General features: G+C 55.5%; 22 protein-coding genes and 1 pseudogene. 17 read left to right on the top strand and 6 right to left on the bottom strand.

The features are described 5' to 3' along the window. Positions 1–191: 191 nt before the first annotated feature. On the bottom strand, positions 192–1,088 hold the full coding sequence (locus tag ACUCV0_RS23475) for a LysR family transcriptional regulator (protein WP_482213877.1): 897 nt from the start codon (positions 1,086–1,088) through the stop codon (positions 192–194). A 255-nt stretch (positions 1,089–1,343) separates the two neighbouring features. Here ACUCV0_RS23475 and ACUCV0_RS23470 point away from each other — a divergent pair, with 255 nt between their 5' ends. From ACUCV0_RS23470 to ACUCV0_RS23425, 10 genes are all read left to right on the top strand, one after another. Then, entirely contained in the window at positions 1,344–2,528 is a 1,185-nt protein-coding gene (locus ACUCV0_RS23470; RefSeq protein ID WP_218580194.1) for a CaiB/BaiF CoA transferase family protein, read from the top strand. After that, entirely contained in the window at positions 2,525–3,739 is a 1,215-nt protein-coding gene (locus ACUCV0_RS23465; protein WP_158896270.1) for a CaiB/BaiF CoA transferase family protein, read from the top strand. Before ACUCV0_RS23470 ends, ACUCV0_RS23465 begins: the two co-directional genes overlap by 4 nt. A 17-nt stretch (positions 3,740–3,756) precedes the next feature. Continuing rightward, a complete protein-coding gene (locus ACUCV0_RS23460) occupies positions 3,757–4,920 on the top strand; it encodes an acyl-CoA dehydrogenase family protein (RefSeq protein WP_158896307.1) in 1,164 nt (387 codons plus the stop codon). Positions 4,921–4,931: 11 nt separating this feature from the next. Continuing rightward, positions 4,932–5,345 (top strand): MaoC family dehydratase, encoded by a 414-nt coding sequence (locus ACUCV0_RS23455; protein ID WP_158896272.1) that lies wholly within the window; start codon positions 4,932–4,934, stop codon positions 5,343–5,345. A gap of 2 nt (positions 5,346–5,347) precedes the next feature. Further along, positions 5,348–5,779, top strand: coding sequence for a MaoC family dehydratase (locus tag ACUCV0_RS23450; protein ID WP_158896274.1), 432 nt, complete (start codon positions 5,348–5,350; stop codon positions 5,777–5,779). Between the two features lie 10 nt (positions 5,780–5,789). Beyond that, positions 5,790–6,083: a DUF4286 family protein gene (locus ACUCV0_RS23445; RefSeq protein ID WP_158896276.1), complete on the top strand. Its 294-nt coding sequence runs from the start codon at positions 5,790–5,792 to the stop codon at positions 6,081–6,083. Between the two features lie 83 nt (positions 6,084–6,166). Continuing rightward, positions 6,167–7,000: an ABC transporter substrate-binding protein gene (locus ACUCV0_RS23440; protein WP_482213876.1), complete on the top strand. Its 834-nt coding sequence runs from the start codon at positions 6,167–6,169 to the stop codon at positions 6,998–7,000. Positions 7,001–7,020: 20 nt separating this feature from the next. Further along, complete coding sequence (locus tag ACUCV0_RS23435) at positions 7,021–7,752, top strand: amino acid ABC transporter permease (RefSeq protein ID WP_158896280.1); 732 nt, start codon at positions 7,021–7,023, stop codon at positions 7,750–7,752. Continuing rightward, positions 7,749–8,528: an amino acid ABC transporter ATP-binding protein gene (locus ACUCV0_RS23430; protein WP_158896282.1), complete on the top strand. Its 780-nt coding sequence runs from the start codon at positions 7,749–7,751 to the stop codon at positions 8,526–8,528. Before ACUCV0_RS23435 ends, ACUCV0_RS23430 begins: the two co-directional genes overlap by 4 nt. Positions 8,529–8,707: 179 nt before the next feature. Further along, positions 8,708–9,388: a GntR family transcriptional regulator gene (locus tag ACUCV0_RS23425; protein WP_158896284.1), complete on the top strand. Its 681-nt coding sequence runs from the start codon at positions 8,708–8,710 to the stop codon at positions 9,386–9,388. Positions 9,389–9,450: 62 nt separating this feature from the next. Here the strand turns inward: ACUCV0_RS23425 and ACUCV0_RS23420 are convergent. Next, positions 9,451–10,701 (bottom strand): annotated as a pseudogene (locus ACUCV0_RS23420) (OprD family porin). Positions 10,702–11,127: 426 nt separating this feature from the next. Here ACUCV0_RS23420 and ACUCV0_RS23415 point away from each other — a divergent pair. Continuing rightward, a complete protein-coding gene (locus ACUCV0_RS23415; RefSeq protein ID WP_482213875.1) occupies positions 11,128–11,718 on the top strand; it encodes a TetR/AcrR family transcriptional regulator in 591 nt (196 codons plus the stop codon). Here ACUCV0_RS23415 and ACUCV0_RS23410 read toward each other — a convergent pair. The 4 genes from ACUCV0_RS23410 to dapA are packed head-to-tail and all read right to left on the bottom strand — an operon-like array spanning position 11,715 to position 15,435. Further along, positions 11,715–12,992 carry a TRAP transporter large permease gene (locus tag ACUCV0_RS23410; protein ID WP_482213874.1) on the bottom strand — a complete coding sequence of 426 codons (1,278 nt, stop codon included), beginning with the start codon at positions 12,990–12,992 and terminating at the stop codon, positions 11,715–11,717. The two genes, ACUCV0_RS23415 and ACUCV0_RS23410, sit on opposite strands and share 4 nt — an antisense overlap. After that, positions 12,992–13,498: a TRAP transporter small permease gene (locus ACUCV0_RS23405; protein WP_158896290.1), complete on the bottom strand. Its 507-nt coding sequence runs from the start codon at positions 13,496–13,498 to the stop codon at positions 12,992–12,994. Before ACUCV0_RS23405 ends, ACUCV0_RS23410 begins: the two co-directional genes overlap by 1 nt. 22 nt (positions 13,499–13,520) lie before the next feature. After that, positions 13,521–14,495, bottom strand: a complete 975-nt coding sequence (locus ACUCV0_RS23400) for a TRAP transporter substrate-binding protein (RefSeq protein ID WP_158896292.1) — start codon at positions 14,493–14,495, stop codon at positions 13,521–13,523. Between the two features lie 52 nt (positions 14,496–14,547). Further along, a complete protein-coding gene (gene dapA / locus ACUCV0_RS23395) occupies positions 14,548–15,435 on the bottom strand; it encodes a 4-hydroxy-tetrahydrodipicolinate synthase (RefSeq protein ID WP_482213873.1) in 888 nt (295 codons plus the stop codon). Positions 15,436–15,608: 173 nt separating this feature from the next. Between dapA and ACUCV0_RS23390 the strand changes: the two genes are divergently transcribed. Genes ACUCV0_RS23390 through ACUCV0_RS23365 form a run of 6 tightly spaced genes read left to right on the top strand, consistent with a single transcriptional unit; the run spans position 15,609 to position 19,893 of the window. Further along, the gene (locus ACUCV0_RS23390) at positions 15,609–15,980 is read left to right on the top strand and encodes a tautomerase family protein (RefSeq protein ID WP_482213872.1); all 372 of its coding nucleotides are present in this window, start codon (positions 15,609–15,611) and stop codon (positions 15,978–15,980) included. A gap of 43 nt (positions 15,981–16,023) precedes the next feature. Beyond that, a complete protein-coding gene (locus tag ACUCV0_RS23385) occupies positions 16,024–17,166 on the top strand; it encodes an acyl-CoA dehydrogenase family protein (RefSeq protein ID WP_158896298.1) in 1,143 nt (380 codons plus the stop codon). Positions 17,167–17,204: 38 nt separating this feature from the next. Beyond that, positions 17,205–18,143 carry a dihydrodipicolinate synthase family protein gene (locus ACUCV0_RS23380; RefSeq protein ID WP_158896300.1) on the top strand — a complete coding sequence of 313 codons (939 nt, stop codon included), beginning with the start codon at positions 17,205–17,207 and terminating at the stop codon, positions 18,141–18,143. Between the two features lie 13 nt (positions 18,144–18,156). Then, positions 18,157–18,618 carry a MaoC family dehydratase gene (locus ACUCV0_RS23375; RefSeq protein WP_158896302.1) on the top strand — a complete coding sequence of 154 codons (462 nt, stop codon included), beginning with the start codon at positions 18,157–18,159 and terminating at the stop codon, positions 18,616–18,618. A 2-nt stretch (positions 18,619–18,620) separates the two neighbouring features. Beyond that, on the top strand, positions 18,621–19,379 hold the full coding sequence (locus ACUCV0_RS23370; RefSeq protein ID WP_482213871.1) for a GntR family transcriptional regulator: 759 nt from the start codon (positions 18,621–18,623) through the stop codon (positions 19,377–19,379). A gap of 1 nt (position 19,380) precedes the next feature. Further along, positions 19,381–19,893, top strand: coding sequence for an ureidoglycolate lyase (locus ACUCV0_RS23365; RefSeq protein WP_158896306.1), 513 nt, complete (start codon positions 19,381–19,383; stop codon positions 19,891–19,893). The last annotated feature ends 206 nt before the right edge of the window (positions 19,894–20,099 follow it).

The raw sequence follows: 20,099 nt of genomic DNA, 5'->3' as shown, positions 1-20,099 counted from the left end.
ATTCACCGGTTGAATCCACAAGCTAAAGGCTGCTTTGGGCGGTATCGATTTCGATCTGAATGTTGGGAATGGCGTTTTTAACAAGATCGAAATCAGTGTCCTGCTTAAATTCCGAGTTATTTAACAGTACATCGACTTTTATGATGGCAGCGGCGACAATCAATCAGCTGTGACTTTCTCAGACCGTAACTTCAACGGGCCAAAATACGGTGTTGAATTTCGTCACGGGCATGGCCGATCAGTGACTTGGTCAGGCGTTGCTGCAGCCGATCCGGTGAAACGATCGCAGAAACAGTTGCTTGGATATGCGGCTCGAATCGCACCCCCTGCAGTCGGGTATAGCGCTTGGACGACGCTGTCAGTTGGTCGATGATGGACACCCCTAGCCCTTCCTCAACAAAGTGCGCGGCGACATTCATGAACCGCACATCAATGGAGGGTGTGTAATTTTCCTCGCACTCGCTGTAAGCCCCCAACACCATATTGCTGATACGGCTGGAGGTCCGCGCATTAATCAGTGGATAGCCGCGGAGGTCGCGGGGTGTAATGGTCTCGAACGCTGCCAGTGGACTTTCCACATGGCAAGCACACACCATGTCAAGGTCTGCCAACGGGAGGTATTCCAGCGTTTTTCGTGGTTGCGGTTCGATAGCGAAGCCGATATCGGCGACACCGGTTTCTACGTATTCCAGCACGTTGTCTAGGCGCAGCGTTTCCAGGGAAATGTCGACGTTGTCGTGAAGGCTGCGAAAGCGCGCCAGACTTTGTGGCAACAACGATTCGGACAACTCGGAGGTCGCCACAATCCGCATTCGCCCTCGCCGTCCCGAGCGAAGCTGAGTGGCTGTCTGGTCGATTAATTCCTTGATCAGAAACAACGGCTCCGCTTCTTCCAGCAGGATTTGCGCCTCCTGTGTAGGTATCAAGCGCTTGTTGATCCGCTCGAACAACAAAAAACCCAGATTCAGTTCCACGCTTTTGATCGCGTTGCTGACTGCCGGTTGTGACATGCCCAGATCACGGGCAGCTGCGACGGTTGAGCGGGTGCGCATGACGGATCGAAGAATCTCCAGCTGACGCAAATTCATGATGCATTCCCAGTAGGTGACAAGAATATCTATAGGTTTTGGTTATCAACTATAGCACTAAAATAATTGAAACCAATATTTAGCTCTACGGGAATCAGGCCATAGTATTCATTCAACACATCGACATCCCCATGCCATCCATCACTGCCGGTAATTCCGATCATAACGAATGGGTGCATTGGTCGCGGTACGCCGCCCACTCTTGTTGTTGCAAATCTGCCCTCTACATTTCACTCATTAATGGTGAGGTCTGTTGTGCTGAACAACGTCAAGGTCCTGAGCTTCAATCACTTTCTCGCCGGTCCTATGGCCGCCCAGACGCTGGGCGACCTGGGTGCCGATGTCATCGCCATCGAGCCTTTGCAAGGTGCTTTTCAGCGCAACTGGGCAGTGGCCAATCACTTCGTCGATGGGTATAGCGTCAATCACTTGGCCACCGGTCGCAACAAAAAAAGCCTGGCCGTGGACCTGAAGAGTCCAGAAGGCTTGGCGGTAATCAAACGCTTGGTCGCCGACGCCGATGTTGTGATGGAAAACTTCCGACCTGGCACCATGGAAAAGCTTGGCCTCGGTTACGAAGCCCTGAAAGCGATCAATCCGGGGCTAATCTATGCAGTTGCCAGTGGCTTTGGATCTGACGGCCCCTACAAGCAACGCCCTGGCCAGGATCTCTTGCTGCAAGCGCTCTCCGGTCTTGCTGCAAGAACCGGTGATGCCGACGGCAAGCCAACCCCGGCAGGCCCGGTGATCGTTGATCAACACGCCGCCATGATCTACGCCATGAGTATCTGCGCAGCCTTGTACAACAAAGCCAAGACCGGCGAAGGTCGGCTGGTCGAGGTTAACCTGTATCAAGCAGCGATTGACCTGCAAGGTGAAGGTTTAACAGCTTGGCTTAACGGCGCGCCTTCCGAACACTCGCGGGGTCCCGGCAATATCGCTGCATGGTTCAGCGGCGGAGCCCATGGCATCCACCCCACCGCGGACGGATACATCGCCATTAGCATGGCTGCCAATGGCGCCTTGGCGCAGGCACTGAATTTGCCAGCGCTAAGCGTTATCGACGAAAGCGAAGGTTTTTCCCGGCGTGAAGAAATCGCCGCTATGGTCGGGGCGCGATTGCTTGAGCAAAACACCGCCCACTGGTTGCCGCTGTTGGATGCCGCCGGCGTCTGGAACGCCCCGGTCAACGACTACGCAGACCTGCAGAAAGATCCGCAGCTTATTCATAACCAGGTTTTCCAGACAATACCGGGAGACCATGGCACGCCGATCACGGTCATCAGCCTTCCAGCGCGTTTTGACGGCAAAGCCCCGGATATCAGGATGGCACCGCAACCACTTGGCGCACAAACCCGTGAAATTCTCGCTGCCGCAGGCTACAGCGATACGGAGGTCGAGCAACTTCTGGCTAGCAAAGCGATAGGGGCAGTCTCATGAGTGAGGGGTTAGCCTTGAAGATGCGGGTCGTGAGCTTCTGCCACTATCTGCAAGGTCCGGTGTGCAGCCAGTTCTTGGCCGACATGGGCGCTGATGTGATCAAAGTCGAACCGCTCAAAGGCGCATTCGAGCGTCATTGGTCCGGTGGCAACTCCTATGTAGAAGGTGTTAGCGCCTTCTCGCTGGCGGTCAACCGCAATAAACGTAGCCTCGCGCTGGATCTCAAAAGCACCGAAGGTCTGGCCATCGCCCAAGACCTCATTCGCGATGCTGACGTCGTGCTGGAAAACTACCGCCCCGGCGTGCTGGATCGCTTGGGGCTGGGTTACGAAGCGGTCAAAGCGATCAATCCCGGAATCATCTATGCATCGGCCTCAGGTTTGGGCACTAGCGGACCCGCTTCCAAACGGCCCGGCCAAGACCTGTTGATGCAAGCCCGCTCTGGGCTCGTGGCCGTCACCGGCGGCGGTGACCAAGGGCCTAATGTGGTCGGCGCAGCGGTAGTCGATCAACACGGTGCATCACTATTGGCCATGGGCATTCTGGGAGCCTACGTCAAGAAGCTGCAAACAGGTGAAGGCACTCGCGTCGAGAGCAGTCTGTTTGCCGCCGCCATCGACCTGCAGGTCGAGGCGCTGACCAAGTACTACGCCAGCCCGAACCGTCAGCAGTTGCTCAGGCGCGGGCGCAACGTCGGCAGTTGGTATCACGACGCTCCGTATGGCCTATATGAGCTACAGGACGCCCGTATTGTTTTGTCGATGAACGACCCGGTACGTCTGGCAGAAGCACTGGACAGCGATGAACTGCGTGAACTCCAAGGTATCGACCGCTATCTGGAACGCGATCGCTATGCCGAAGTTGTGGCACGAATACTTGCCCCCTGGCGCTTCGTCGATCTGGCGACGCGTTTTGACGAATATTCGATCTGGCATGAGCGGGTACAGGATTACGAGGAGCTGTTGATCGATCCGCAAGCCGTTCATAACTCAACCTTCGAACAGATCGACGTCCACGGCAAGGCAGCCACGCTGATTCGCCACCCTCTGCGCTATGACGGGCACATTCCTGAACTCAAGCGTATGCCACTGAGTCCGGGTGCAGATAGCAAGGCGGTGCTCGATGAACTGGGCTATAGCGCCGAACGCCAGCAGACACTGATTGAGCAAGGCGTAGTTGGCGCGCCTGGTAGCGACACACCCCATTCCTGAACCATACGAGATCCATGATGATTGATTTTTCCCTGCCGGATGACACCCGGTTGCTGGCAGATACTGTCCAGCGTTTCGTCGAAACTGAGGTGCAGCCCCTCGAAGACATCGTCGAACGTGAAGGTCATGTTCCCGCCGAGCTGCTTGAAGTAGTGCGTGGCAAGGCTCAGGCGCTTGGCCTGTTTGCCATGAACATGCCCGTAGAAGTGGGCGGCGGTGGGCTTACATGTCTGGAGCATTGCCTAGTTGAAGAACAGTTGGGCAAGACCACTGATGCATTGATCCGCCGAGTATTTGGCCAAGTTTATCCGATGTTGATGGCCTGTCATGGCGAGCAAATCGAACGCTACCTGATGCCTACTGTGCGTGGCGAGAAAATCTGTGCCATGGCTATCACCGAGCCAGGAGCCGGTTCAGACGCGGCATCAATCAGCACGACTGCGCACCTGGACGGTGATGAATGGGTCATAAATGGCAGCAAGCACTTCATCAGTGACGGGGATATCGCCGACTACACCATTGTCATGGCGTTGACCGACCGGGAAAAACGATCTCGCGGTGGCATCACCCTATTCCTGATCGACAAAGGCCATCCCGGGTTCACCATGGCCCGCACTCAACCCATGATGGGGCACCGCGGCTACGGCCACGCCGAGTTGTTTTTCGAGAACTGTCGTATTCCGAAAGACGCTGTACTGGGCGAGATCGGTAACGGCTTCAAACTGATTATGCAAAGCGTGTTGCAGATTCGTCTGGCCCACATCGGTGCTCGCGCAGTGGGCATGGCTCAGCGTGCCATGGAGATGATGCGCGTGTATGCCGGCGAACGACGTCAGTTCGGCCAGCCTATTGGCGATTTCCAGATGGTGCAGAAAATGATCGCCGACTCCGCCACGGAAATCTTCGGGGTGAAGATGATGGTGCTCAACGCTGCTTGGGAAATCGATCAAGGTCTGGAGCCTAGAGATAAAGTCTCGATGATCAAGGTCGCGGCCTCAGAAATGCAGGGCCGGGTGATCGACCGCGCCATCCAAGTCTTCGGTGGCATGGGGTACGCCAAGGAATTGCCGTTGGAGCGGATGTACCGGGATGCACGTGTTACCCGAATCTATGACGGGACTTCGGAGATCCACCGGATGCTGATTGCCCGTAGCACCATCAAGAACGGCCTGAACCTTTAAGGAGTCGAACCATGTCACAAATCAATGAGCTCAGCTTGGGTAGTTCTTTTTCTTTCCGCAAGACAATGAGCGTCGCTGAGCAAGCCATGTTCACCGGCATTAGCGGCAACATGGCACCACTCTACGTGGACAAGGTCAAGGCACAACAAGCTGGTGCGGCCAACATGGTGGTTTTTGAATTGGCAGCCGCATCTCTGGCGACCACCTGCATCAATCGTCTGGGTGGCGCGAGCCGCCGTATTGCCAGCTTTGATGTCAAGTTTCCTGCACCTTTACTTGTGGGCGACACCCTTGAAGCTAAAGCAGTGGTCGAAGCAATCGATGGCACCACTGTGCACTGCACAATTACAGGCACCGTGGTCGGTTCCGGCGTCTTAGTTTTCACAGGCAGTGCGACTCTGGTTGCTTTCAACGGGTTGGGCTGAGCATGTATGACCTCAAATCTTTTGATGACCTGAGCGTCGGCGACCGCGTCAGTATCGGCAAAACCATCACTGAAGCCGATGGCTCCCTCTACATCGCAGCCACCGGCGACTTTGGCCCGGTGCACATTGACGAGATGTTCGCCAGCAGCACCCGTTTTGGCCAACGCCTGGCACCAGGGATCATGGTCGCGGGATTGTGCACCAGCATCCTGACCAGCGAATTGGCGGGCATCATCGGTGTGTCGATCGAAGATCGCTTCTGGTTCACCGGTCCAGTGTTCTACGGCGACACCCTGACCTTCGAAGTATGGATTGCCGAAAAGGTCGAAGAAAACCGGACGCTGATCTGGGAGGCGAGCGCGTGCAATGAGTCTGGCCAAGAAATACTTAAGGCACGTGCGACGCTGAAATTCCCTCGACGCAAGCCCCAATGAGAGCAACCGGATGACTGACGAATCGTTCATTCACATCGTGCGAGTAGACATCGACCCCGCCCACGAGAAGGACTTCAATCATTGGTACGAGCATGAGCACTTTCCAGACCTTGCGGCCTGCCCGGGTTGGACTCCAATCAAACGCTTCGTCTCTCTGGGGGAGGGACCAAAATATGCCGCGATGTACAGGGTCGAAGGCACTTGGGCTTATGACACCCCGCAATTCTTAAAAGTGAAGGGGTTCGGTCGTTTCGCCCCCTTCGTCAAGAACTTCACCCGTTTGCAATTGAAAGAACTGCCCTGAACGCAATTGCCGGGCGGGACGTTGATACGGCCAGCCCGGCGAGATAATTGCATCCGTGAAATAAACCAATTTGGGTAAAGATCATGTTCAGTCGTATTCCTGCTTTCGGTATCGCAGCTACCTTGCTGCTGGCTTCATCTGCTGCAAACGCTTGCACCCCAGGCATTGCCGAGCAAAACCTGATTGAGCCTGGCAAGTTGCAACTGTCCATCAATCCGACCAATCCGCCACAGCAGTTCGTGGACAAAGACGGAAAGCTGCAAGGCCTCAATGTTGAACTGACGGAGGCCATGAGCAAGCGTCTGTGCACCAACATTGAACTGGTACGCATGGACTTTCCCGCGATGATCCCGGCGATGAACGCCGGCCGAATCGACGGTATGAACACCGGGATGTTCTGGACCGCAGACCGCTCAAAGCTGATGTATCTGGTGCCTTACAGCGTGCAGTCTGTGTCGGTGGTTGCCAACCCGAAGGACGCCAAGCCACTGGGTTCTCTGGACGATCTGGCAGGCAAATCGGTGTCAGTCGAGGCCAACAGCTACCAGTACAGCTTCCTTCAAAAACAGAATGAAGCGCTTGTTGCCAAAGGCCTTCAGAAAATGGAACTGCGCTCGTTCCCGACGGCCACCAACGTGATCTCTGCAATGTTCGCCGGACAGGTCGACTACTCGGCACTGGTAGACAGCGTTGCCCGCGATCTGGTCAAGCGTGAGCGCGTAACTGAAGTGCTGCCCGGTCAAGGCTTGAGCCGCACTGCAATGGCGTTTCGTAATAAGGCGGTTGCCGAAGCCGTGGCCAAGACACTGACCGAAATGCGTGCTGATGGGAGCTACCAGGCCCTGTTCGAGAAATTCAGTCTGACCCCATTACCGGCGCAAGACACTATTCGCATTGACGGCCCCGGCCCGACCTGACCGATGGAGAGTGTCTGGCGATGAAATTCGATATCTCTGCATTCTTCGGTTACCTGTTCAACGATTTCCTTGTTGGCGGTGTGGTGACCACCCTTTGGCTAACCATAGCTGGAGTCATAGGCGGCTTGTTGCTGGGGATGTTGATCGCCATGCTGCGCATGTCGAAAAATAGCCTTGCCGCTTACTTTGCGCGCTTCTACATCTGGTTCTTTCGCGGCACGCCGTTGTTGATCCAACTGGTTGTTATTTATACAGGACTGCCGCAGCTCGGCATCAAGTTCAGCGTGCTCGAGTCAGCACTGATCGGTTTAATCCTGAACGAGTCGGCGTACATGGCCGAGATCGTGCGCAACGGATTTTTGGCAATTCCCGACGGACAGCGCGAGGCTGCCTGGGCACTTGGGGTTCCCCGTTGGCTGATCGCCCTGCGCATTACATTGCCGCAGGCGTTCCGGCTGATGATCGCGCCGCTCGGAAACTCGGTGAACTCGCTTCTGAAGGCGACTTCTCTAGCATCAGTCATCTCGGTTGAAGAAGTCATGCGGCGCAGTGACATGTTGATGCAAGAACATTTTCAGGTTTTGGAGGTTTATGCCGCAGCAGCGGTGTTCTATCTGATTCTGACTTCGGTGTGGGACGTCATCCAGCGCGGCTTGGAGAAGCGTTTTTCACGCGCCCATATCCGCCCGACACCCCAAGGCGCTCCCGCTGTAAAGTCGCTGCCTGAACCCGTGCGAGGACTCGAACGATGAGCGTGAACTCAGTGACTAGCACGACACCCATGCCTCCGCCAGGCAAAGGCCCAATTCTTGTGGACATCCTTGATGTCGATAAATATTACGGCAACACCCAGGTCCTCCACGGCGTGACATTGACCGTACGCAAAGCAGAAAAGGTCGTGGTATGCGGACCATCGGGCTCGGGGAAGTCGACTCTGGTGCGGTGCATCAACGGCCTGGAGTCATTTCAGGGCGGAACCATCCTGGTTGATCGTACAGACATTTCCTTACCACGCGAGCTGGACCGCATTCGTGCGGATATCGGCATGGTTTTCCAACAGTTCAACCTGTTCCCACACATGACTGTCCTGGAGAACTGCATGTTCGCCCCAGTCTGGGTACGCAAAATGTCCCGTGAACAGGCCAGGGAGTTGGCCATGCACTACCTGCACACCGTGCGCATTCCCGACAAGGCCGGCATGTACCCCGGCCAGTTGTCGGGGGGCCAGCAGCAACGTGTAGCGATTGCACGGGCGCTGTGCATGAAGCCCAAGCTGATGCTCTTTGATGAGCCCACTTCGGCGCTTGACCCGGAAATGGTCAAGGAAGTACTTGATACCCTGGTCGAGCTGGCTGAATCAGGCATGACCATGGTCTGCGTTACTCACGAAATGGGCTTCGCTCGGCAAGTCGCTGACCGCCTGGTGTTTATGGACCATGGCCGTGTTGTCGAGGATGGTCCACCTTCACAGATCTTCGACGCGCCGCAAACTGAGCGGCTCAAGACCTTCCTTTCTCAGGTGCTCTAACACCTGTTGCGGGCTCGGTGGCTGTATACCGCGCCCGCTGTTCCCTACCTCAGCGGAGCTTTTTTCAATCGCCGCTTGAAGGCACTGCGCCGGTCAGTGAAAATCAGTCGCCTGAACCCTCAGGATACCTCTCGCACGCACTCGTGTGACGGGCTCTGCACCAAACCGGAACCACATACATGAGCAGCAATACCGAACAGGACGAGAGCGGTAACAATGCCGTCGATCAGGCTGTTGAGCGCATCCGAACCATCATTCTGACGGGGAAGTACGCACCTGGTGAGCGTCTCAAAGTCGGTGAGCTGTCCAAAGAGCTCAACATAAGTGCCATGCCAATGCGTGAAGCACTGCGCAAACTCGAAGGTCAGGGGCTGGTAGAAATAGAGCCTAACCGTGGCGCTACGGTGCGCAAACTGGACAGCCAGTTCATTCAGGACTGCTGGGAGATTAATGCCGAGCTACAGATACTCGCTATCAGACGCTGCATCCACGCGCACACGCTTACCCTGAGCAAAATCGAGGAGCTACAGCGGCTCTGTGATGCTTTCGACGAGGCGGTAGAAAGTGGCGAACGCGCTTCGAGCGTAAGGATCAACCGCGAACTACACACACGAGTGGTCGAGCTGGGCGGCAATAAGGAGGCGCTGCGTATCTTCAATCTCGGATGGGAGTTGATCAGTGCCTTCCGCATGCAATTTGGCTACGGCGCGAATCGGGAACGCAACCTGATGCGTGAACACCGCATATTAGTCGACGCGCTATACCGGCAGGATATTGCGATGGCTGAGTCAGCTATTCGCCTGCAGCAAGCAGGCGCCATTGAGGATCTCATGTCACGTATGGCCCAGCGCGCCGACTGAGATCTCGTCGCTGACCGCCGCCAGGCATCAATGCGCGATGCATAGCGGCGGCGCAAAGAGGCTTACAAGAGAGAGATGGGGTAATTCACGATAACCCGATTTTCGTTGTATTCGTTGGTGCCGAAATCGCGTCGGATTGTCGACTGACGCCACCGCATTGAAAGGTCCTTGAAGGTCCCCGACTGCACAACATAAGCCACCTCCGACTCGCGCCCGTACTCGCTCCCATAGTCAACCTGCGAGGTCTTTACGTTGGTACCCTTTAGGTAGCGGGTCATAAAGCTCAGTCCAGGAACACCATAGGGGGCCATGTTGATGTCGTAGCGCAGTTGCCATGACTTCTCGTGCGGATTGTCGTAGCTGTTGTTGAAGGTATCGTTGACTAGAATCCCCGCAGCATTATTCCCGACCTTGAACCAACCGTTATCCCCATCAACCTTCTGCAGACCCAGCGAAAACGTATGCGCCCCGTACAGTACGGAGAACATCGAGGAGAAGGTCTTGTTGTTGACGTCCCCTGCCTTCGCGCTTCCCGCCTCGTCGCCCCAGAAATACTGAACCTTGGCGCTCAACGCCAGCTGGTCTGTGATTGCCTGGTTGTGGTAGACGGCCAGATACTTCTGGTTATACACATCTTCCAGCTCGCCATACCATGCGCGCAGCGTCGTGCGTTTGTTATTGAGGCTGTAGTCACCGCCTGCAACGGTAAAATGATCTCCGATACTTCCGCTGACCTGGTTCAGCGTCAACTTTTCCATACTGTCGTCGTTCCGCGCCGCACTGCGGTTAAAGCGTCCGGCTGAAAGTATCAGACCATCCACTTCGCGGGATGTCACCAATCCCCCCTCAAAAGTCTGTGGAATCGCTCTCCCATCGTCGGAAGCGAATACTGGAGTGTCGACCATGAACTCGCCGTACTTCAGTTCAGTTTTGGAAATGCGCATCTTCGCCGCGCCGCCTAGGCGACCGAAATCGTCAGCCGGACGACCATCATCGCGCACAGGAATAATGGTTCCAGTGGTCCCCCGACCACCATCGAGCTTGAGCGCCCACTTACCTAAAACATCTACCCCAAAACCTACCGGGCCCTCGGTAAACCCCGAACGGTAATTGAAGATGAAACTTTGCGTCCACTCCTGAGATTTGTTCTGCGCATTACCTTCATTACTCTAGGAACGATTGATGAAGAAGTTACGCAGTTGCAGGCTTGCTGTAGAGCCGTCTATGAATCCGGTGTCTGACGCTGCATTGCTTAAGCCGCTGTAGGACAACGCGGCCAGGGACAATAGTTTGATACCAGTGAATTTACGCATGGAGCTCCCCAAAACAAAGTCGGTCTTGAATAAATGGCAGGACGCATGCACTCAGGCATCGACACTTGGGGGTGGCTGGATTGATTCGCGGTGGACACGATTCCGGCTCTGTTACGCGTTTGCTTACCTCCCGAGGGGCAGAGGCGGCGACAACCAAGCGAAATTGATACGACTTAACTTAAAAATATCGACTCTTGATCAAATCAATGACTTTAAAGTTTATTTCGGATTGAAAATCTTGACGGAAACAGATTATTTTATGACAAAGGCGCCGTCAAATATTATATTTGATATTCATTGCCGTTTTTTTGTTTGGATTTGATCAATATTCGCGCCGAGGGCCAAATCTGTTGTGGATTCTCGCCCTTCGCACCGCCGCCACGACCAGCCCGACAGCGACCCATCAACTTCACCGAGGTGCTTGTATTGAACACTGACAGCCAAAACCCTACTCCCGGTTTTGCCCAACAACGCATGCGAGACGGGGCCCTGATCTTGTTCTCCGATCAAGGCTATGCCGCAGTCAGCTTGAGGACTCTGGCATCCTCGGTCGGTGTTCAAGTGGGTGCGCTCTATCATCATTTTGATGGCAAGCAGGCATTGTTATTTGATCTGATTGAGGAGTATGAAGAGGCTCTTGCCGACACCTTGGATCAGGCTGTATCAACGGGACGGTGTAGCCTCGCAACCTATCTGGAGAACTACATCCGTTTTGTCCTCCTACACCCTCGTGAGGCCCAACTGGCCACTCAGGAGTTGAGGCACCTAAGCTTCGATCAGCAGAGACATATTGAAGATATTCGCTGGCGCTATCGGATACCGCTGTGGCAGTGGGTACGAACCCATACCTCCTGCGACGATACCCGTGCACTGGTGGTCTACGGTGTCCTTGCCTTCGTTGCAGGTTTGCCATCCTGGCCTGGGGCTCGGCAACAAGCGGCTACCGAACACCAAGTCATGGTATTCAAGGAGATGGCGCTCGGTATGTTTGATACCGCGCGCTACAAAGCTCCTTAACGAAGGTTATTCACCCATGTCACCAGCAGTGGGCAATAGGTGGTGATCAGCAATGCAACGACCAGAACCAGCAGAGGCAATCCCACCTGTCGAGAGACTTGCACCACACTCCGCCCGGCCACTGTCGCAGCGACAAACAGGGTGCTGCCATAAGGAGGCGTCAACATACCCACTGACAGATTCATCACCACAATCACGCTGAAGTGCACGGGATCAATCCCTACCTGTCGTGCGAGGGGCATTAGCATCGGCATGACGATCAGAATCGCCGAGATCCCCTCCATGAAGGTGCCAATCAGCAGCAACATAACGTTTACCACCAACAGGAACAGGATCTTGTCGTCGGCGAAGACGCCCAAGTATTCCCCTAGCAATTGCGGAACGTTCTGGCTGGTGATCAGCCAGGCAAATACGCTTGCGGTGGAAATGACGACCATCACCGCCGCCGACATTGCCGAGGCGCGCAAAAGCATCCCTGGCAGCTCGCGAAACTCCAGTTCACGGTAGATATATCGTCCGACCAGAATACTCATGAACACCGCCACGCCCGCAGCCTCAGTAGGCGTCATCACACCGCCGACGATCCCACCAATCAACACGATTGCAATCACGCCGGCAGGAATGGCTGACACGGCCGAGCTGATCACCCGCTTGAAGCAGAAAGGAATACTGTCCTCGTAAACTGCACCGCCTTTGCGCACGTGCCAGTAACAGGCAAACATCAGCCCAGCGCACATCAACAGCCCCGGCACGATACCGCCCAGGAACAACGCACCGATAGATACATTGGAGATGGCGCCAATCACTACCATCATGATGCTCGGCGGTATGACCGCCCCTATACAACCGCCTGCGGCCAGGATCGCACTGGCAAAATCAATGTTGTAATCGCGGCGCTTCATTTGCGGCAATGTCATTGAACCTATCGCCGCAGTATCCGCCGAACCTGACCCTGAAACTGCTGAGAAACCTGTGCACGCCAGCACCGAAACGAACAGCAGGCTGCCGCGAATCCATCCAACGAGCGACGTAGCGAAATCGATGAACCGACGGGCAATTCCTCCCTTCTCCATGATCAAGCCGGCGAGCACGAAAAACGGAATCGCCATAATAGTGAAGCTTTCCAGTCCGCCATAAATACGCTGGGTGACGATTGCCATAGGCACACCGCTGGCCATCAGGGCTATTGCTGCAGCAATGCCAAGACAGAACACCACAGGCGTACCAATTAGAATCAACACAACAAAGGCCGCCAAGGCCAAACCGATGATCATCAGTTGACCTCCATCTGATCGAGCGCCTGCTCTTCAGGCTTGCCGGCACGCCAGCGCTTGACTGCATAAAGCAGGATTTCAAGGGCGAAATACAAGCAACCCACCGGTATGGCGTAGTAAGGCACAGACATCGGAATTTCCAGTGCCGGCGACGTCTGATACTGGCCGATCTCCAGCAGAGGTAAGCCGCCGAGCAACGTCACTCCCAAAAACCACAGGCATGCTGCCGCGCTGACCACCACCAGAGCTCGGTACACCGGTCGTGACAGCTTTTGAGCCAGCAGATCCATTGCGTTGTGCAGATTCATACGCATCGCAACGCCCGCTGCGAGCATCACCATCCATACTTGGGCGAAGGTGGCGGCCTCGACGATGGACCCGGTTGAAAAATTGAACACATAGCGACCGATTACCTGCACCAGGATCGACACGCACATGAAGCCGTACAGCAGGATAATCAGGCTATCGATTACCTTACGCAGACCGGCCAGTAGTTTGTTTGACATGATTCATTCCCCAGGGAGCCGATCAGTTAGCGCCGGTCAGAAGTTTCAGCTGACGCTGTTGCTCAGGTGTCTTGGCGAATTCGGCATATGTACTCTTGGCCGCTTCACGGAAAGGAGCCAGGTCTGGATAGGTGACGTTGACGCCAGCCTCCTTGAGTTTCGCAAGCAGGGCTACATCACCGTCGGCATAAGCCTTACGCTCGACTTGTGCGGACTCATTAGCTGCCTGAATGATCGCTTGCTGGATGTCCTCGGGGAACGACTTGAGACGCTTCTCGGAAATGAGTAACTCGGCTACTAATGCCGTCCATGAGATCTGTGCATAGTTCGGTGCCACCTCATAGAACTTTTGTGAGTAGTAGTTGGAGTTAGCTGCCTCAGCTCCATCCACCACACCGGCCTCAATTGCACCGTACAGTTCGTCGTAGTTCGTTGGCGTCGGGTTTGCGCCGAAGGCTTTCCACGCGGCGATATGAGAGGGAACCTGAATGGTGCGGACTTTCATATTCTTCAAGTCATCGATACTGTTGACCGGCTTTTTGCTAAGCAGATGACGGATACCTGCATCGTAGTAAGCCAGTACATGGAAACCTCGCTTGGAGACTTTCTGTTTCAGCTCGTCACCCACCGGCCCGTCGAGTGCAGCGTAAAAATGCGCGCGGTCAGGGAAGAGGTAAGGCAAATCAAAAATGCCGACGCTGGGTTCGAAGTTATAGAGCACACCATTGGCCGACACAGCGACATCGACCGTACCCAGCAGCAGCCCCTCGGTCACAGACTTCTCATTACCCAGCTGGCTGTTTGGATAGATAGTGGCGTCGACGCGGCCTTTTGACAGAACCTTTACGCGCTCTACGAAGGTTTGCAGCCCGATCTGGTAGGGTTCGCTTGGTTGCGCCGAGTGGCTTATCTTGAGGTTGTATTCGGCGGCTACGGCCGACAATGAAACGCTGCTTGCAGCGAGCATCGAGCAGAGCAAACGGGTGAGCTTTTTCATGAGTCTTCCTGCAAATGGGGTGATTGAGCAATCCGATACGCATCCGCGGTCACTACGACCTGACGATAAGATCAAGCGCCTCCAATGCACTGCGCAGCCCGGTCATACGGGCTTGCGGCAGCGGTAGGCGAGGCGCTCGCGGCAGACCGACCGGCATGCCGATCATGGCCAGCGCAGCCTTGGTTGCAGATACGTAAAGATCGCCGCTGAGGGCATCGAGCAAAGGCAGTAGACGGTTATAAAGCGCTCGTCCGGCTTGGGTGTCTTGCCGGTCGACCGTGGTGGTGAATAGCTGCGTTGACAGCGCTGGCGCGATGTTGGAAAACACCGAAACGTATCCTTGTGCCCCGGCCAGGTAACTTTCCCACGGGTGGTAACCCGCAAAGACAGTCACGCGCTCGCCGCACAAACGCAGAATCTCGTTCACTCGCGGTACGCTGCCGCTGGACTCCTTTATGTAGGAAATGTTGTCGATTTCGGCCAGGCGAGCTACCAGATCTGCGCTGATATCGACGTTGGCAGTATTTGGATTGTTGTAGACCATAACCGGCAGGCCTATAGCTTCAGCTACCCGCTGGTAGTGCACGAAGATTTCGTCGGCACTAGGTGATGAGTAGAAGGGCGGCACCACCATGACGCCATCGGCACCTGCACGCTCAGCCTCCTGGCTGAACGCTACCGCCTCATCTGTCCACTCTGCAGCGGTGCCCACTACAACTGGGACCCTACCAGCGGCTTGGTCGATGACCACGCCCGCAACCTGAATCCGCTCATCTCGGGTGAGCGACAAGAATTCACCGGTGCTGCCGAGGGGAATCAAACCCTGCGCACCCTGCTTAATCTGCCAGTCAACAAATTTGCGTAAACGGGACTCGTCCACTCGGCCAGCCTCATCGAAGGGCGTGACCATCACCGTGTAGCTGCCCCTGAATTCGCCCATGTCACCCCCTCGAAATTAGCGATTGATCGACTACCGCCAAAGTGCGCCATGCATAGATATAATATCTCGTATTTAAATTGACATTTGATCAAACCGAATGTCAACCTTATCACCACATTATTTGGCGCTGGTCGCTTTCAACGAGCGGATCACGGCTGTGAGGGGGAGAGAGAGTGCCTTACATCGAGGTGTATGATTTCGACGCTGACACTGCGCAAAGGACCGAGGCCACAAGGGCAATCACTGATTCGCTGGCCCGCGCCTATGACATCTCCGCCAGCATCATCACGGTGTTCTTTCACAGCGTGACGCCGCAAAACTACGGGCATGAAGGTTTTTTTGGTGATCAGGCGGCACCGGGAAGAATATTCATAAAGCTGCACGCCTACCCCAGATCTGATCAGATGCGCCGAAATGCCGCTGTTCTCATCACAGCATCGGTCGCCGCTGCTTATGGGGCTTCTCCCGCTTGTATCGCGTTGTATTTCCTCGAGCGCCAAACCAATGAAGTGGCCCACGCCGGCAGGCTCGCCTGCGACGAATAACAGACTGCCATCTGCGCTAAACCAGTGATCAGGAGAATTCACCATGCATCGTTTCTATAGTCAGGATCAGCAAATGCTGCTCGACAGCGTGCGCCGTTTCGTCGAAGCGGCGGTCAAGCCGGCAGCTGCCGCCATAGACCGTGAAGACCAATTCCCTCGAGCGCTGTACAAAGGTTTGGCCGAGCTAGGCCTATTTGGTGTCTCGCTGGCTGAAAACGCGGGCGGTAGCGGTATGGACACAACCAGCGCATGTATCGTGATGGAAGAGATTGCCAGAGGCTCGGGAGCCCTGGGTAATGCGTATGCGATCCCGGTCGAAGCGGCGCACTTCCTGCACCAGCACGGTAATGCTTTTCATCACGGACTGATCGGTGGTGTCCTCAGCGGCGACCTGATCCCGGCCACTGCGGCGACAGAACCCGACTGCGGCTCAGACGTTGCTGCTATGCGCACCGTAGCCGAGCGCGACGGCGATGAATATGTAATCACCGGTACTAAAGCCTGGGTGACCTTCGGCGCCATAGCCGACTTCATCATGGTGTTTGCAAAGACTGACCGCCAGGCGGGGCACAAAGGCATTAGCTGTATCCTGGTCGAAACTGATCGCCCAGGAGTGAGTAAGGGCAAGTCCGAAGAACTGCTGGGCATGCATGGTTTGGAAGATTGCCAGATCAGTTTTGACCAAGTCCGCGTACCAGTGAGCAACCGCTTGGGTGGCGAGAACGAAGCCTTCAAAATGGCCATGGGTAACTTCAATTTCTCGCGCTTGCTGATGTCGGCCATGGCGCTGGGCATGGCCCAGGCCGCCATGGAGGATGCGATCGAATACGCAGCCAGCCGTGTTCAGTTCGGCGAAGCCATCATCAAGTTTCAAGGTATTCAGTTCATGCTGGCCGATATGTCCAAGGACATCGCCGCTGCCCGCCTGCTGATCCATCACGCCGCCCGCTTGGCCGATGCAGGCTTCCCGATAGCCAAGGAGGCGGCACACGCCAAGTTGTTTGCCACTGACATGGCCATGCAGCACGTATCCAACGCTCTGCAGATCCATGGAGGTAATGGCTACTCGAAGGAATATCGCATTGAGCGCATTTTCCGCGATGTGCGCCTGGCGCAAATCTACGAGGGCACCAACCAGATCCAGCGACTCATCATCGCCCGCCAACTGGAAAAAGAATATCTCTGAACGATGCCCACCCATTGGCCTACTTGTCAGGAGTTTGTATGAGCGTTACTCACCCGGCACTACGCGGCGTTACCGTTGCGACTGTCCTGCCCTTTACCGATGACCTGGCGATTGACTGGACCAGCTACAGCCGCCTGTTGGAGTACTGCGCAACGCCCGAGGACGTTAGCGCGATCTTCGTCAATGGCCACGCTGGTGAAGGGGCGACTTTGTCTCCTGCGGAACGCATTGAAGTGATCAAGCGAACACGCACCTTCATCGGCGATTCGACGCCGTTGCTGACCGGCTTGATTGCCTTTTCGACAAATGATGCTGTGGAGCAGGCCAAAGAAGCGGAACAGAACGGCGTTGACGTTGCCGTGATCTTCCCCATGCCGCAATTCGCCGCGGGTGCCGCTACTGACCCCCGCTATGTTCTTGATTTGGTGGACGAGGTACTGAACGCCACCTCGCTGCCCGTTTCGATATTCCAGCAGTCGCTGGCGTCGGGCAGTGGTTTCAGCACGGCTGTGTTGGTCGAGCTTGCCGAGCGTGATCGTGTCATCGCTATCAAGGAAGGTAGCGGCGACATTGGCGTGTACGAAGACAATTGGCGCACGCTCAAGGCCTTACGCCCGGACATCGCTATCCTGGCGTCCAACTACCACTGGATGTTTGCTCAGATGGCAACAGGCGCCGACGGTATTCTATCTGGTATGGGCAGCATGATTCCCCAACTGCTGTGCAGCCTGTGGCAAGCCAGCGAGGCCGGCGATTTGGCTGCAATGCGCCAGATAAACGATCGTCTTTACCCGCTGGTGCGTACGATTTACGGCGCGCCGCCGCTGATCGACATGCACACGCGACTCAAGGTCGGGCTTCAGCACATGGGCGTTATCGCCAGCGCCCGACCTCGCAAACCACTCTTGGATATTCGTCCCGACGTCGCCCAGCGAATCATCCAGGCCGTAGATGCAGCTGGCCTGCGCTGCAACTGACAGGAGATCTGCCATGCCCTCAACCTTGGCCGTGGACCTGTATTACGAAGATATCGAGATCGGCCGTGAAATCACCACTGCTACGCATATGCTCACAGCTGAAGATGTAAAAACGTTCGCCGTCTTAACGCGTGACCATCATCCTCTGCATACTGATCCGGACTATTGCCGAAGCACCGCTTTTGGCCGAGTAATCGCACATGGTTTGCACGGCCTGGCGCTGATGGAGGGTCTTAAGACCGAACTGCGGCTGTTTGAGAACACCTCAGTGGCATCACTGGGCTGGAACAATGTCCGCTTCAATGCGCCGATCTTCCCGGGGGATACGCTGCATGTGAAAGTGCGCTTTGAGGGCAAACGAGAAAGCCGCAGCAAGCCATGCGGCATTGTCGAAGAACGCCTGTGGTTACTTAACCAGCAGGGTGAAGTAGTTATCGAAGCCGAGCATACCGCCATGCTCAAACGGCGTCATTGAGCATGCCCCGCTCTGTGGGGCCTGACAACGAGTCTTCGGCGGAGCTGGAAGAAGACTGGCGCGCACCGCAAGTCGGTGATGAAGCTGCCGTCACCTCGGTTGACCAAGCATCGGCGCTGATTCGTCAATCCATTCTTTCCGGCCACTTCGCCCCAGGCGAGCGCCTGATCGTCTCTAGCCTGGTAAAGCAGTTTGCGCTAAGCCCCATGCCCCTGCGTGAGTCGCTGCGCAAACTGGAAGGTGAAGGCTTGGTCGAGATAATGCCGAACCGCGGCGCGTTCGTTCGCACCCTGGATCGGCATTTCATCGTCGATCTTTTCGAGATCAACACTGAGTTGCGCATCTTCGCACTGCGACGCAGCATCCGAAGCATTACTCTGGACAAACTCGAGGGGCTGAGAACGCTGGCTGACGCTTATCAGGACGCTATCAACACCGGAAAATTTCGCAAGGGGCTGCGCCTTAACCGCGATTTCCATGCGCGCGTCGTGTCATTCGGCGGTAATGCCGAGGCATTGCGTCTGTTCCTGCGTGGTTGGGAACTAATTGGAGCCTTTCGTCTGCGCTTCGGCTACGGCTCGGGCAGAGAGAAAGGTTTTGCTCGCGAAAAACACTTATTGCTGGATGCCCTGGGGCGCCAGGACCTACGGCTGGCCGAAGCCATTCTGCGTATGCAACATGCCGCAGCTATGGATGATCTGCTAGATCGCTTCGCAGTCGTCGAGGCCGACCGCCTCCACACTGACCAACGAGAGAATTAAGATGAATCCAGTTTTAAAGATTGAACCTCTGAGTGCAGAAGCCTTCGCCCCGTTTGGCGAAGTGATCGAAACCGAGAACCGTGACTACTTCATGATCAATAACGGTTCGACTCGGCGCTACCATCAACTGACAACGGTCGATACCGGACCCGAAGATGGCCGCTGCATCATCAGTATCTTCCGTGCAAAAATGCTGGATTATCCACTTACCGTAAGCATGCTCGAGCGCCACCCGAATGGTAGTCAGGCATTCATTCCCCTGAAAAACCAAGCCTTCCTGATTGTGGTGGCCACTGGTGGCGAGACACCGGATGAACGCACTCTGCGAGCATTTCTGAGCAACGGCCGCCAAGGCATCAACTATGGTAGAGCCGTCTGGCATCACCCTGTACTGGCGCTGGATAACGATGACGAATTCTTGGTCGTCGACCGTGCCGGCACGCTTGCCAATTGCGATGAACGCTGGCTTGAACAACCCCGGATGCTTTCCCTGCCGGCACTGCCTTCGGTTTGAAAAAAATTACCATGCTGTCTGTACCCAGCAGGAAGTCTGGAGCGCATTCACAACCGCCGACGAGAAAATGACTTGATCAGGTGCTACATAGGCCTCTCCGCACAAGGCTAATCAAGCTTCGTAGTGAGTCAATAACAAGGCAGCTTTCGGCTGTGGATTCAACCGGTGAACGCAACACACTAGATTCTGCGTAAGCAGGAGGGTGT

The sequence above is a fragment of the Pseudomonas sp. VMV1 genome, from assembly GCF_056790235.1.
Note: the sequence above shows the minus strand (reverse complement) of the source record. Positions and strands in the feature narration are given on the sequence as shown.